The sequence below is a fragment of the Amycolatopsis sp. NPDC051372 genome, assembly GCF_040682095.1.
Classification (GTDB): Bacteria; Actinomycetota; Actinomycetes; order Mycobacteriales; family Pseudonocardiaceae; genus Amycolatopsis.
On sequence record NZ_JBFBAF010000010.1, the window covers coordinates 121,641 to 134,989 of the forward strand.

13 protein-coding genes are annotated in these 13,349 nt (G+C 70.4%); 7 read left to right on the plus strand and 6 right to left on the minus strand.

Annotated features, from left to right (window positions below; translation table 11 throughout):
- Nucleotides 1-16 precede the first annotated feature (16 nt).
- Entirely contained in the window at nt 17-178 is a 162-nt protein-coding gene (locus tag AB0M56_RS17465; RefSeq protein ID WP_364176766.1) for a hypothetical protein, read from the minus strand.
- Nucleotides 179-327: 149 nt separating this feature from the next.
- Here AB0M56_RS17465 and AB0M56_RS17470 point away from each other — a divergent pair, with 149 nt between their 5' ends.
- The 7 genes from AB0M56_RS17470 (at nt 328) to AB0M56_RS17500 (ending at nt 5,954) form a co-directional block, all read left to right on the plus strand.
- Nucleotides 328-774: a TetR/AcrR family transcriptional regulator gene (locus AB0M56_RS17470; protein WP_364176768.1), complete on the plus strand. Its 447-nt coding sequence runs from the start codon at nt 328-330 to the stop codon at nt 772-774.
- Nucleotides 775-903: 129 nt separating this feature from the next.
- Complete coding sequence (locus AB0M56_RS17475; RefSeq protein ID WP_364176770.1) at nt 904-1,992, plus strand: SulP family inorganic anion transporter; 1,089 nt, start codon at nt 904-906, stop codon at nt 1,990-1,992.
- 162 nt (nt 1,993-2,154) lie between these two features.
- Nucleotides 2,155-3,159 (plus strand): type I glyceraldehyde-3-phosphate dehydrogenase, encoded by a 1,005-nt coding sequence (gene gap, locus AB0M56_RS17480; protein ID WP_364176773.1) that lies wholly within the window; start codon nt 2,155-2,157, stop codon nt 3,157-3,159.
- Between the two features lie 5 nt (nt 3,160-3,164).
- Entirely contained in the window at nt 3,165-4,379 is a 1,215-nt protein-coding gene (locus tag AB0M56_RS17485; RefSeq protein WP_364176776.1) for a phosphoglycerate kinase, read from the plus strand.
- Complete coding sequence (gene tpiA, locus AB0M56_RS17490) at nt 4,379-5,164, plus strand: triose-phosphate isomerase (protein WP_364176779.1); 786 nt, start codon at nt 4,379-4,381, stop codon at nt 5,162-5,164. The genes AB0M56_RS17485 and tpiA overlap by 1 nt, the downstream gene beginning before the upstream one ends.
- A gap of 118 nt (nt 5,165-5,282) precedes the next feature.
- On the plus strand, nt 5,283-5,513 hold the full coding sequence (gene secG / locus AB0M56_RS17495) for a preprotein translocase subunit SecG (protein WP_220238698.1): 231 nt from the start codon (nt 5,283-5,285) through the stop codon (nt 5,511-5,513).
- A 96-nt stretch (nt 5,514-5,609) separates the two neighbouring features.
- Nucleotides 5,610-5,954 (plus strand): RNA polymerase-binding protein RbpA, encoded by a 345-nt coding sequence (locus tag AB0M56_RS17500; protein WP_220238699.1) that lies wholly within the window; start codon nt 5,610-5,612, stop codon nt 5,952-5,954.
- Between the two features lie 720 nt (nt 5,955-6,674).
- On the opposite strand, the gene AB0M56_RS17505 is transcribed toward AB0M56_RS17500, so the two are convergent.
- The 5 genes from AB0M56_RS17505 to AB0M56_RS17525 all read right to left on the minus strand — a co-directional run bounded on the left by AB0M56_RS17505 (nt 6,675) and on the right by AB0M56_RS17525 (nt 13,344).
- Nucleotides 6,675-7,877 carry a histidine kinase gene (locus AB0M56_RS17505; RefSeq protein WP_364176782.1) on the minus strand — a complete coding sequence of 401 codons (1,203 nt, stop codon included), beginning with the start codon at nt 7,875-7,877 and terminating at the stop codon, nt 6,675-6,677.
- 437 nt (nt 7,878-8,314) lie between these two features.
- Entirely contained in the window at nt 8,315-9,091 is a 777-nt protein-coding gene (gene pgl, locus AB0M56_RS17510) for a 6-phosphogluconolactonase (protein ID WP_364176784.1), read from the minus strand.
- On the minus strand, nt 9,088-10,131 hold the full coding sequence (gene opcA, locus AB0M56_RS17515; protein WP_364176787.1) for a glucose-6-phosphate dehydrogenase assembly protein OpcA: 1,044 nt from the start codon (nt 10,129-10,131) through the stop codon (nt 9,088-9,090). Before opcA ends, pgl begins: the two co-directional genes overlap by 4 nt.
- 70 nt (nt 10,132-10,201) lie before the next feature.
- Nucleotides 10,202-11,728, minus strand: a complete 1,527-nt coding sequence (gene zwf, locus AB0M56_RS17520; RefSeq protein ID WP_364176790.1) for a glucose-6-phosphate dehydrogenase — start codon at nt 11,726-11,728, stop codon at nt 10,202-10,204.
- A complete protein-coding gene (locus tag AB0M56_RS17525) occupies nt 11,725-13,344 on the minus strand; it encodes a glucose-6-phosphate isomerase (RefSeq protein ID WP_364176793.1) in 1,620 nt (539 codons plus the stop codon). The genes zwf and AB0M56_RS17525 overlap by 4 nt, the downstream gene beginning before the upstream one ends.
- Between the last annotated feature and the right edge of the window lie 5 nt (nt 13,345-13,349).

Genomic DNA, 13,349 nt, shown 5'->3' on the forward strand with positions numbered 1-13,349 from the left:
CCGACGTGCGCGCCGGTCAAGCGGTTGCGGCGCCGACCATCCCGGCGTCGCGAGGTGCGGCAGCCAGGCGTCTGAGCGACACGACGTGCAGCGCGATGGCGAGGGGCACGGCCGCCGTCCGGATCAGCGCCAGCGGCAGGAAGCCCGACGCCCCGGCCGGCTCACCGAGGACGAACACCGAAACCGCCGCACCCGTCGCAAAGGTCGGGTCGTCCGGGAGTCCCAGCGCGAGCGGCTCCTGCGTGCCGCGATCGAGCTCTTCTACCGCGACGGCGTCGCCGTCGGTGCCAACGCGCTGTGCCGGCGGGCGGGAATCTCAAAAAATCGATGTACGAGCTGTTCGACAGCAAAGACGCCCTGCTCGAAGCCGCGCTGCAACGCCGCATCGACGACGACGCGGCCTTCCTGTTGCCCCCGCTCGGTTTCAGCTCCAGCCCCCGCGCGCGACTGCTGTACGTCTTCGGGCAGCTGGAAGCCTTCGCGACGTCACCCGACTACCGGGGTTGCGCCTACCTCGTGACGCAGCTCGAACTGAAAGACCCCGCCCACCCCGCGAGCGTCGCGGCCGCCCATCTCAAGAAGGAGCACCTGGAGGGCTTCTTCCGCGCCGAAGCCGAGCGGGGCGTCGCCACCGACCCCCACTTCCTCACCCGCCAGCTCGCCGTCCTCTACGACGGGGCCGGCAGCCTCGCCGGTGTCGGCGCCGACGACCTGCGCGGCCTGGCCCTCGCCACCGCGCGGACCCTGCTGGACGCGGCCGGCGTCACGGACTGACCGTCGTCGGCGGACGATCTCCACAGTGGACGGAATCCGCGCGCTGGCTCCTCCTTCTGAGGCGAGGACCGGTACCGGTGGCTTGATTACCATCGCAGGCACCGGCTGTCGACAGAAGGGATCGGCGCCATGGTCCAATGGATCCCCGGTCTGCGGGTGGTGCGGACCTACCGGCGCCAGTGGCTGGTCAAGGACGTGGTGGCGGGTGTCGTCCTCACGACGCTCCTGGTGCCGCAAGGCATGGCGTACGCGGAGCTCGCCGGGTTGCCCGCGATCACCGGTCTGTACACGTCGATCCTGTGCCTGCTGGGTTACGCGGTGTTCGGGCCGTCACGGATCCTCGTGCTGGGGCCCGACTCCTCGCTCGGGCCGATGATCGCGGCGACCATTCTGCCGCTCGTGGCGGCGGAGGGCGACCCGGCGCGGGCCGTCGCACTGGCGTCGATGCTGGCGATCATGGTGGCGGTGATCATGATCGTCGCCTCGGTCGCGAAACTCGGGTTCATCGCCGACCTCATCTCGAAGCCCACGATGATCGGGTATCTCAACGGGCTGGCTCTGACCATCGTGGTGGGCCAGCTGCCGAAGCTGTGCGGGTTCAGCGTCGACGCGGAGGGGCTCATCGCCGAAATCGGCGCGGTGGCCCGGCAAATCGCGGGCGGCGAGGTGGTCGGCGCGGCCGCGGCGGTGGGCCTCGGCGCGCTCGCGGTGATCTTGGTGCTGCAGCGATGGGTGCGCAAAGTCCCCGCGGTCCTGGTCGTCGTCGTGCTCGCGCTCATCGCGGTTCCGCTGCTCGACCTGGCCGAGCACGGCGTGCAGGTGGTCGGCGTTCTTCCGGCCGGGTTTCCTCCGCTGACGTTCCCGCACGTGGGGTTGGCCGATCTCGCGCCGCTGTTGGCCGGCGCGGTGGGCATCGCGGTGGTGTCGCTGGCGGACACGATCTCCACGGCTTCGGCCTTCGCCGCCCGCACCGGGCAGGAGGTCCACGGCAACCCCGCGCCTCGGCGAGCCGGCCGCACACCCGCGAGACGCGGCCGCGGCCCGACGCGCCACCCCGCGCATCCTGCTCGCGACGCGCCCGGGCCCGCCCCCCGATCCCGACCTTCCGGACTCCACCCCCCGTCAGGCCACCGCGTGAACCGCGGCACCAAGACCGATCAAGCGTGTGGTCCGCACCCCTCCTGTGACACCGCCGGATTTCCTGTCGCAAGCTCGTGAGCTGGCTTCTTAATCGATTCTTGACGGTTCGGCGCAGTGGTGGAAGTCTCGTCGGGGCAGTCAGGGTCGACCGCGCCCGCACGCTAGGGTTGCGCCGAGCCCGGAAGTCTTCCGGGGCGTGGGCCCCGGTTCGGAAACACAGCGATAAGAGGAGTGGCAGCAGTGACCGTTCGCGTAGGTGTCAACGGCTTCGGCCGGATCGGCCGCAACTTCTTCCGCGCCGTGAAGGCGAGCGGTCACGACATCGAGGTCGTCGCGTTCAACGACCTCGGCGACGTCGCGACGATGGCCCACCTGCTCAAGTACGACTCCATCCTTGGCCGTTTCCCGGGCGAGGTCAGCCTGAGCGACGACGGCATCGTCGTCGACGGCAAGACCATCAAGGCCCTGGCGGAGCGCGACCCGGCGAACCTGCCGTGGGGCGAGCTGGGCGTGGACGTCGTCGTCGAGTCGACCGGCTTCTTCACCAACGCCGACGCCGCGAAGGCCCACATCGCCGGCGGCGCCAAGAAGGTCATCATCTCCGCGCCCGCCAAGGGTGAGGACCTCACGATCGTGCTGGGCGTCAACGACGACAAGTACGACGGTTCGCAGGTCATCATCTCCAACGCCTCCTGCACCACCAACTGCCTCGGCCCGCTGGCCAAGGTCCTGCAGGACGCGTTCGGCATCGAGCAGGGCCTGATGACCACGATCCACGCGTACACGCAGGACCAGAACCTGCAGGACGCGCCGCACAAGGACCTGCGCCGCGCCCGCGCCGCCGCGCTGAACATCGTGCCGACCTCGACCGGTGCCGCGAAGGCCATCGGCCTGGTGCTGCCGGAGCTGCAGGGCAAGCTCGACGGTTACGCGCTGCGCGTCCCGGTGCCGACCGGCTCGGCCACCGACCTCACGGTCACGCTGACCAAGCCGGCGACGCTGGAAGAGGTCAACGCCGCGTACAAGGCCGCCGCCGAGGGCCCGCTGTCGGGCTACCTGCGCTACAACGAGGACCCGATCGTGTCGGCCGACATCGTCACCGACCCGGCGTCGTGCATCTACGACGCGCCGCTGACCAAGGTCATCGGCAACCAGGTCAAGGTCGTCGGCTGGTACGACAACGAGTGGGGCTACTCCAACCGCCTCGCCGACCTGGTCAAGCTCGTCGGTTCGAAGCTCTCCTGAACCCGATGACGGTCAAGAACCTCGAAAACCTGCTGAGCGAGGGCGTTCAGGGCCGCTACGTACTCGTACGCAGCGACCTGAACGTCCCGCTCGCCGCGGACCGGATCACCGACGACGGCCGCGTCCGCGCGGCTCTGCCGACGATCGAGAAGCTCGCCGGCGCGGGCGCCAAGGTCGTCGTCACGGCGCACCTGGGCCGACCCAAGGGCGAGCCCGACCCGAAGTACACGCTCGCGCCCGTCGCGAAGCGGCTGGGCGAGCTGCTCGACACGGTGGTCCCGCTCGCCGGTGACCTCGTGGGCGACTCGGCCAAGGCGCTCGTCGGCGGCCTCGCCGACGGCGGCGTCGCGCTGCTGGAGAACGTGCGCTTCGACGCGCGCGAGACCAGCAAGGACGCCGTGGACCGCTCCGAGCTGGCCGCCGAGCTGGCCGCGCTCGTCCCCGGCGGGGCGTTCGTGTCCGACGGGTTCGGCGTGGTGCACCGCAAGCAGGCCTCGGTCTACGAGATCGCCGCGGTGCTGCCGGCCTACGCGGGCGGCCTCGTGCTGGCCGAGCTCGACGTGCTGAAGAAGCTCACCGACGACGTCAAGCGCCCCTACGTGGTGGTGCTCGGCGGTGCGAAGGTGTCGGACAAGCTCGGCGTGATCGCCAACCTGCTGACCAAGGTCGACCGCCTGCTCATCGGCGGCGGCATGGCCTACACCTTCCTCAAGGCCCAGGGCCACGAGGTGGGCCAGTCGCTGCTGCAGGCCGACCAGCTGGACCAGGTGTCGGGCTTCCTCGCCGAAGCGGAGAAGCGCGGCGTGGAACTCGTGCTGCCGGTCGACGTGCTGGCCGCCACCGAGTTCGCGGCCGACGCCGAGCACGAGGTCGTGGCCGCCACGGCCATCCCGGCCGACCGCCAGGGCCTCGACATCGGCCCGGAGAGCCGCGAGTTGTTCGCGAGCAAACTGGCCGACGCGGCCACCGTGTTCTGGAACGGCCCGATGGGCGTGTTCGAGTTCGAGGCGTTCTCGGGCGGTACCCGTGTCGTGGCCGAGGCGCTCGTGAAGAGCGACGCGTTCACCGTGGTCGGCGGCGGTGACTCGGCGGCCGCGGTGCGGCAGCTGGGCCTGCCGGAGGACGGCTTCTCCCACATCTCCACGGGGGGCGGCGCCTCCCTGGAGTACCTGGAGGGCAAGGAACTGCCCGGCGTTTCGGCGTTGGAGGAGAAGCACTAGTGGCACGCAAGCCGTTGATCGTCGGCAACTGGAAGATGAACCTGAACCACCTCGAGGCCATCGCCTTGGTTCAGAAGATCGCCTTCGCGCTGCCGGCGAAGTACTACGCGAAGGTGGACGTGGCGGTGCTGCCGCCGTTCACGGACATCCGCAGCGTTCAGACCCTCACCGACGGCGACAAGCTGTCGCTCACCTACGGCGCGCAGGACGTGTCCCCGCACGACTCCGGTGCCTACACCGGTGACGTGTCGGGCCTGATGCTCGCGAAGCTGGGCTGCACCTACGTCGCCATCGGCCACTCGGAGCGGCGCGAGTACCACGCCGAGACCGACGAGCTGGTCAACAAGAAGGTGCGCGCGGCCGTCAAGCACGGGATCACGCCGATCCTGTGCGTCGGTGAGAAGCTCGAGGTCCGCGAGGCCGGCGAGCACCACGCGCACGCGACGACCCAGCTGATCGAGGGCCTCAAGGGGCTCAAGGCCGAGCAGGTCAAGGACGTCGTCGTGGCCTACGAGCCGGTGTGGGCCATCGGCACCGGCAAGGTGGCGACGCCGGCCGACGCCGAGGAGGTCTGCAAGACCATCCGCACGGTGCTGGCGGAGAAGTACGGCGACGAGGTCGCTTCGGCCGTTCGGGTGCTTTACGGCGGTTCGGTGAAGTCGGGCAACGTGGGCGAGCTGGTGGGCTGCGAGAACATCGACGGTGCTCTCGTGGGTGGCGCGAGCCTCGACGGTGACGAGTTCACCAAACTCTGCGCACTCGCGGCGGGTGGCCCCCTGCCCTGATCGAGGCCACTACCGGGTAACCTGTGTATCCGGTCCGTCACACAGCAGTGGACGAGTCCAGGGGTACGGTGATATTCGAGCCGTACCCCTGCATTCTCCGATGAGCACAGAGGATGACATGAAGCTGTTCCTGCAAATCCTGTTGATCGTCTCCAGCGTGCTGCTGGTCGTGGCCGTGCTGCTCCACCGCGGCCGGGGTGGCGGTCTGTCGTCGCTGTTCGGCGGCGGTATGCAGTCCAGCCTCTCGGGCTCGAGCGTGGCCGAGAAGAACCTCGACCGGATCACCCTGCTGCTGGGTGCCATCTGGCTGATCAGCATCGTGGGCCTCGGCCTGCTGCTCAAGGTCTGACCGGACTCCCCGCTCGGGGCCCGGCGAGTCAGGGGCTCTGTGTGCATCGGCGTGCCTATTGGGGGGCGCGCCGCCGATTCCTAGGTGTGAGGATTCATGGTTGGCGGTAACGCGATTCGAGGCACCCGGGTGGGTGCCGGTCCTTCGGGCGAATCGGAGCGGGGTGAGTCGGCGCCGCGGCGCCGCATCTCCTACTGGTGTGCAAACGGCCACGAGGCCCGTCCGTCGTTCGCGATGGAGGCCGAAATCCCCGACGAGTGGGACTGCCCGCGCTGCGGTCTGCCCGGCGGACAGGACGAGCAGAACCCGCCCGCCGCGCCCCGGACCGAGCCCTACAAGACGCACCTCGCGTACGTCAAGGAGCGCCGCAGCGACGCCGACGGCGAAGCGATCCTCGCCGAGGCCCTCGAGCGTCTGCGTCAGCGCCGGGAACTGATCTAGGTTTTCCCTGTCGGAAACCACCGACCAGGCCGATTCGGTTCGGCTCTGGCCGGTGGTTTTCGCGTTTCGGGGGGTTCCGGTGTGTTGGCGCCGGCTTGGGTACGGGGTGGCGAGGCTGCTTCCGGTGCTGGCGCAGATGCTGGTTGCGGTGTTGGTCTTGGTGGTGCGACTGCTCCCGGTGCGGTCGCTCGTGGCTCGGTTCCGCCCGGCGCGGTCGCCGGAGCGCGGGCCAGGGTTGAAACCCCTTCTCCGGCAAGCCCTTTGAGGCCGCGAGCGCGAGTTGTCCACACCAGACCCCGGGTGTGGACAACTCGGCCCTCGACCGGCTTTCGAGCAGGTTCTGTCGGGGGCGGCCGATAGAATGGAACTGGGCACGGCCCCCCAGGGAGGGCGGGGTGTCTGGCGAGGCGGGGTGTCTGGCGAGGCGGGGTGTCTGGCGAGGCGGGGTGTCTGGCGAGGCGGGGTGTCTGGCGAACAGCACCAAACGCCCACCCGGCAAATCGGAGTCGGCGCAGTGCAAAGACTCCGCCAGAGGCTTCTGGGACATGCGGGGGCCGGTCAGCGCGAGCTCCGAACCTGACGAACCCGAACCCGACGAACCCGAGCCCGAACCCGAGAAGCCCCGAACGCGGCGAAGGGGTGGCACCCAGGCGCAGCCGGATCGCGGCGCGCACTGGGGCCACCCCTTCGACCTGCGGGGGACCGGGGAAGGTCAGAGGGTCAGCGGTCCAGGGGGTACCTGGCCCGCACGCGGAAACCGCCGTCTTCGGTGTCCGAGGTTTCGAAGCTGCCGCCCAGGAGGCGGGCGCGTTCGGCGAGGCCGGTGAGGCCGTGGCCGCCCGAGGGGAGGTGTTCGCCGGCGCGTTCGGCGCGTTCGTTGCGGACCTCGATGTTCAGGGCGCCGCTGCCGCCCTGGATGCGGATGGTGGCGGTGGCGCCGGGGGCGTGCTTGTGGACGTTGGTGAGGCACTCCTGCACGGTGCGGTACGCGGCGGCCGACACCTGGCTCGGCACGGTGTCCGGCAGGCGCTCGACGGTCAGGTGGACCGGGACGTCGGCGGTGCGGATCAGGTGGTCCAGCTCGCCGATGCCGGGGCGCGGGCCGTCGTCCTCGGCGCCGGAGCGCAGCACGCTCACGAGCGAACGCAGTTCCTCCAGCGTGCGGGTGGAGAGCTGGCGGATTACCTGCGCGGTCTGCAGCGCGGGGCCGTCGGTGGCCTGGGCCTGCAGTGCGCCGGCCTGCATGGCGATGAGGGTGATCTGGTGGGAGACCACGTCGTGCATCTCGCGGGCCAGGCGGGCGCGCTCCTCGGCGCGCACGGCGTCGGCGTGGAAGCGGCGTTCGCGGTCGCGGCTCTTGGCCAGCTCGGCGAGCTTCGCGGAGATCTCCGCGCGGGCGCCGATCAGCAGGCCGATCGCGATGGGCATGCCCGCCACGAGCACGCCGTAGATGCCGTCGAGCACGTGCTCGCGCCAGCTGAGCTGCGCGAAGTCGTCCAGTGGCCACTGCACGAACCGGCAGGTGAACACCAGCCCGGCGCCCACCCACGTCTGCCAGTGGATCTGGCGCTTGGTCGCGAGCGTGCCCAGCGTGATCATCGACGCCAGCTGCGCCCACCCGGCGAGGAAGCCCGGCACCGCGAGCACCACCGCGAGGAACGGGAGCTTCCGCCGCAGCACCACCGCGAGACACGCGGCCGCCGACAGGTAGATCGAGTACGGCGGCGCCTTCGGCGGGATCACCAGCCACACGTCGAGCACGGCCAGCAGCACGGCGACGGCCTCAACTCCGACCGTCGTCGCGATCGGCCGGCGCAGCGAAGCGAACGCACCGCGCAGGCTGAACCGCCGGACCCGATCGGCGGCCCCCGCGCCGGGGCTGCCCATCGAGATTCCTGGAATCGAGAGTCCCTCAGTGCTCATGTGGCGACCCCATTCGTCTTGTGGACTTGATGATGAGATGCGCCGGACACCCGATCGGGACGCGCGGCGGGCAACAAATGTGCGGATGCTAACGAGAAGACGTGTGACGACGGTAAGTTTCACCCGGACCCACAACTTTGGTCGTCTGATCTCCATCACTACAGCAACCAGGTGAGGCGAAGACGTCTGACGTCACCTGGTGTCGATCACAACACCCTACGTTCACCTTACGGGTGATCCCACATACTGGTGAGCCGCTTGATGGAGTAGTGGTCACTGCTCCGTTCGCACATGAATGATCTTCACGCTTACGGGTGGCGGGCGTCAGCCGGTCGAGCGGGCCCGGAAACCCACGGTCAGGGCCGCGAACCGGCTGCGCGGAGACAGAAAAGGCCGCCCCGGGCGAACCCGGGGCGGCCTTCGAGAACCGACGAGCGTCACGCGGTCGGCGGCTCGTACACCTTCGTCAGCTTCCCGGCCGCCGTGCGGTCCAGGAGCCACAGCGTCCGCCGGTAGCCGCGGGCACCCGACACGGGCACCTGCACCTCCGGCGCACCCGCGAGAGCCAGCGACACGGCCTCGGCCTTCGCTTCACCAGCGGTCATCAGCCACACCTCACGCGCGCGGCGGATGGCCGTGAGCGTGAGCGAGACGCGGGTCGACGGCGGCTTGGGGCAGTCGCGCACCGCCACCACCGAAAGCCGCGTCTCGTGGACGGCGGGGGAGTCCGGGAACACCGAAGCGGTGTGCCCCTCCCCGCCGAGGCCGAGCAGGCAGATGTCGAACGCGGGCACGCCTCCCTCGTCCGGACCCGCCTGCGAAGCCAGCACCTCCGCGTACGCCGCGGCCGCGGCGTCCACGTCGTCACCGAACTCGCCGTCCGACGGCGCCATCACGTGCACGCGCTTCGGGTCGAGCGGCACGTGGTCCAGCAGGGCCTCGCGCGCGCCCTTCTCGTTGCGTTCGTCGGAGTCGGCCGGGACGAACCGCTCGTCGCCCCAGTAGACGTCCAAGCGCGACCAGTCGATCGCGTCGCGCGCGCTGGAGGAGTTGAGCTCCTCCAGCACCGCGATGCCCGTGCCGCCGCCGGTGAGCACGACCGAAGCCGAGCCCTTGGCCGCCTGCACGTCGACGATCCGGGTGACCAGCCGCGCCGCCGCGGCGGCCGCCAGGAGGCCGGCGTTCTCGTAGACGACGACCTCCGTGCGGCTCACGAACCGCTCTTTTCCGCCTTGGCCTTGCCGGCCTTCTTCGCCGGAGCCTTGGCCGCCGAGGCCTTCGGCTTCGCAGCAGCAGCAGCAGAAGCAGCCGCAGACGAAGCCTTCGCCGCGGTCGTCGGCGCGGTGATCTTGGGCAGCCCGTGCATCGCCGCCTCGAAGACCTCGTCCGGGTCGAGCCGGCGCAGCTCCTCCACCAGGCACTCCGGGTTGCTCCGCCGCTGCAGCGCGATGCGCCGCGTCGGCTGGCCCGGCTGCGTCAGCGTGCCGACACGGCCGTCGGGCCGGGTCAGTTCCACTGCACCCGAACGTCGTTCGAGCTCGACGGAGATGATGCCCTGCGCGCTGGAGCTCTTGATCCGCTTTACCGGCACCTTGAGGTACTCGGCGAGCCAGCCCGCCAGCAGCTCCGTGGACGGCGAGTCGGCCTCACCGGTGACGGTCGCGGCCGTGATCTCCTCGTACGGCGGCAGGTCCAGCGCCGACACGAGCTGCGCACGCCAGTGCGTCAGCCGCGTCCACGCCAGGTCGGTGTCGCCCTCCACGTAGGCCTTCGCCCGCGTGGTCAGAGCCCTTATGGGGCTCTTTTCCGCGGCCGAGTCGGTGATGCGCCGCTGCGCGATCTGGCCCAGCGGGTCCTCCGCCGGGGCCTTCGGGCCCGCGCCCGGCCACCACGTGACGATCGGCGCGTCGGGCAGCAGCAGCGGCACGACCGCGCTCTGGCCCTGTGCGGCCAGCGGCCCGTAGAGGCGCAACACGATGACCTCGCTCGCGCCGGCGTCGCCGCCCACGCGGATCTGGCCGTCGATGCGCGGAGCCGCCGTGCGCGCGCCCTTCGCGACCACGATCACGCGCGACGGGTGCTCCCGGCTGGCGTGGTTCGCGGCCTCGATGGCCTCCTCGAGCTTGGCGTCGTCGTCCGCCACGATGACCAGGGTCAGCACCCGGCCCAGCGCGACCTGACCGCCCTGGTCGCGGATCTCCACCAGCTTCTTGTTCAGCTGCGAAGTCGTGGTGGATGGCAGGTCGATGATCACGGACGCCTCCAGTGCTTTTGCGGGATACCCGCACCCAGTCGGCGTCCGCGATCAGCTTCGCGATTATGGATCACGGACGCCTCCAGTTCCGGCCCGTACGCTCCAACATCTCGTCGGCGCTCTGCGGACCCCACGTGCCCGGCGCGTACTGCTCCGGCGCGCCTTCCTTGGCCCAGTGCTGCAGGATCGGGTCGAGGATCTCCCAGGAGAGCTCGACCTCCTCGTTCACCGGGAACAGCGACGGCTCGCCCAGCAGCACGTCGAGGATCAGCCGCTCGTACGCCTCGGGGGAGGACTCGGTGAAGGCGTGGCCGTAGCCGAAGTCCATGGTGACGTCGCGGACCTCCATCGTGGTCCCCGGCACCTTCGAGCCGAACCGCAGCGTGATGCCCTCGTCGGGCTGCACGCGGATGACCAGCGCGTTCTGGCCCAGCTCCTCGGTGGAGGTGGAGTCGAACGGCAGGTGCGGTGCGCGCTTGAACACCACGGCGATCTCCGTGACGCGCCGGCCCAGCCGCTTGCCGGTGCGCAGGTAGAACGGCACACCCGCCCAGCGGCGGTTCTGCACCTCCAGCGTCACCGCGGCGTAGGTCTCGGTCTTGGAGTCCTTCGCGAAGCCCGCTTCCTGCAGCAGGCCCGGCACCTTCATGCCGCCCTGCCAGCCGCCGGCGTACTGCCCGCGCGCGGTGGTCTCGTCGAAGGGCCGGATCGGCATGGTCGCCGCCAGCACCTTCGCCTTCTCCGAGCGCAGCGCCTTCGGCTCGAACGACAGCGGCTCGTCCATCGCGGTCAGTGCGAGCAGTTGCAACAGGTGGTTCTGGATGACGTCGCGCGCGGCGCCGATGCCGTCGTAGTACCCCGCGCGGCCACCGAGGCCGATGTCCTCGGCCATGGTGATCTGCACGTGGTCGATGTAGTTCGCGTTCCAGATCGGTTCGAACATCTGGTTGGCGAACCGCAGCGCCAGCAGGTTCTGCACCGTCTCCTTGCCGAGGTAGTGGTCGATGCGGAACACCGACTCCTCGGGGAAGACGTCGTTCACGATCCCGTTGAGCTCCTTGGCGCTCTTGAGGTCGTGGCCGAACGGCTTCTCGATGACCACGCGGCGCCAGGTCGTGGCGTCGGTGTCGGCCAGGCCCGAGCGGGCCAGCTGCTTGGTCACCACCGGGAACGCGCCCGGCGGGATCGAGAGGTAGAACGCCGTGTTGCCGCCGGTGCCGCGTTCGGCGTCCAGGTCCTTCACGGTCTGGGCGAGGCGGTCGAAGGCGTCGTCGTCGTCGAACGTGCCCTGCACGAAGCGGATGCCCTCGGCGAGGCGGTTCCAGACCGACTCCTTGAACGGCGTCCGCGCGTGCTCGCGCACCGAGTCGTGCACCAGCTCGCCGAAGTCCTGGTGCTCCCAGTCGCGGCGCGCGAACCCGACCAGCGAGAAGCCGGCGGGCAGCAGGCCGCGGTGGGCCAGGTCGTAGATGGCGGGCATGAGCTTCTTGCGGGCCAGGTCGCCGGTGACCCCGAAGATCACCAGGCTCGACGGGCCCGCGATCCGCGGGAGGCGCTTGTCGCGCGGGTCCCGCAGCGGGTTCTGCCAGGTCGTCACTCGCCGGCCTCCTGTACGGCCCGCACGAGCTCGGCAAGCCCGGCGGCCCGGTCGGTCAGGTGCAGCCGCAGCACGGGGCGGCCGTGCTCGGCGAGGACCTGACCGTCGCCGAGGGCCTGCGCGTGCTGAAGCTGTCCCAGGGTGTAGGGGCGGTCCGGCACACCCAGGTCCTCGGCGACCGCGCCGGTGATCTGGAGGAAACTGCCGTTCTGGTGGCCGCCCTTGTGGTACTGCCCGGTGGAGTGCAGGAACCGCGGACCCCAGCCGAACGTCGTCTGCACGCCGGTGCGCTTGGCGATCTCGCCGCGCAGCAGCGAGGTCGACGCGTCGTCGAGCCGGTCGAGGTAGGCCTGCACAGCGAAGTAGCCGCCGTCGGCGACCGAGCCGAAGAACGCGCGCAGCACGTCCACCAGCTTTCCTTCCGTGGCAACGCCTTCACTGCCGAAGACCTCGACGGAACCGTCCACAGTGGCCGGAGTTTCTTTGCCGGACAGCTTCTCCGGCTCGTCCAGCAACGCGCGTGCGGCCTTCTTCGCAGCCTCGACGTCGGGCTGGTCGAACGGGTTGATCCCGATCAGCCGGCCGGCGAGCGCGGTCGCGAACTCCCAAAGCAGGAACTGCGCGCCGAGCGGGCCGGTCACCGAGATCTTCGCGGCGCCTTCCGCGGCGCCGACGGCGACCGGAGTCGCGTCGGACTTCGCGTCGGCGAAGCCGGCGGCCTGCGGACCCTCGACGGCCACGGGCAGCAGGCCCGTGCCCAGCTTGCCGGTCGACTCCGCGATCAGCTGCTCGGCCCAGTCCGGGAAGCCCTTGACGCCGGAGCCGGTGTCGGCCAGCACGACCTTCTCCGCACCGCCCTCGTGGGCGGCGGCCCAGGCGGCCGCGAGCTTGATCGCCGGGTTGTCGGGCGAGTCGGAGCCCAGCACCTCGGCCACCGCGGCGGCCTGGTCCAGCAGGCGCGCGATGTCCGCGCCCGCGAGGCCGGCCGGCACGAGGCCGAACGCGGTCAGCGCCGAGTAGCGGCCGCCGACGTGCGGGTCGGCCAGGAAGGTCTTGCGGTAACCCTCCTTTTCGGACAGTTCCGAGAACGGCGAGCCCGGGTCGGTCACGACCACGATCCGCCGCGCCGCGTCGATCCCCGCGTCGGTGAAGGCCTTCGCGAAGATGCGCCGGTGGCTGTCGGTCTCCACGGTGCCGCCCGACTTCGACGACACCACGATCACCGTGCGCTCGAGGTCGCCCGCCAGCGCGTCGGCCACCTGGCCCGGGTCGGTCGTGTCGAGCACCGTCAGCGCGACACCCGCGGTCGCGGTGATGACCTCCGGCGCGAGCGACGAGCCGCCCATGCCGGCGAGCACCACGCGGTCCACGCCCTCGGACTGCAGCTCCGCGCGCAGCGCCTCGATCTCACCGATCAGCGGCCGCGACGACTTGTGCAGCGACGTCCACGAGAGCCGGATCGACGCCTCGGACTCGGCGTCCGGGCCCCACAGCGTCGCGTCCTGCGCGGCGAGCTTCGACGCGGCCTGGTCGGCGACAAGGCGCTCGACCAGCGGCGCCGCCTTGCCTGCCAGTTCGGCGTCGACGAGCTCGACGCCGGTTTCGTCCCCTGTCATGGTCT

Bases quoted from the DNA above. Each gene is read 5' to 3' on its own strand.
- AB0M56_RS17470 (WP_364176768.1), top strand. From the start codon at position 328: ATGTACGAGCTGTTCGACAGCAAAGACGCCCTGCTCGAAGCCGCGCTG.
- AB0M56_RS17475 (WP_364176770.1), top strand. From the start codon at position 904: ATGGTCCAATGGATCCCCGGTCTGCGGGTGGTGCGGACCTACCGGCGC.
- AB0M56_RS17485 (WP_364176776.1), top strand. From the start codon at position 3,165: ATGACGGTCAAGAACCTCGAAAACCTGCTGAGCGAGGGCGTTCAGGGC.
- secG (WP_220238698.1), top strand. From the start codon at position 5,283: ATGAAGCTGTTCCTGCAAATCCTGTTGATCGTCTCCAGCGTGCTGCTG.
- AB0M56_RS17500 (WP_220238699.1), top strand. From the start codon at position 5,610: ATGGTTGGCGGTAACGCGATTCGAGGCACCCGGGTGGGTGCCGGTCCT.
- AB0M56_RS17505 (WP_364176782.1), bottom strand. From the start codon at position 7,877: ATGAGCACTGAGGGACTCTCGATTCCAGGAATCTCGATGGGCAGCCCC.
- AB0M56_RS17525 (WP_364176793.1), bottom strand. From the start codon at position 13,344: ATGACAGGGGACGAAACCGGCGTCGAGCTCGTCGACGCCGAACTGGCA.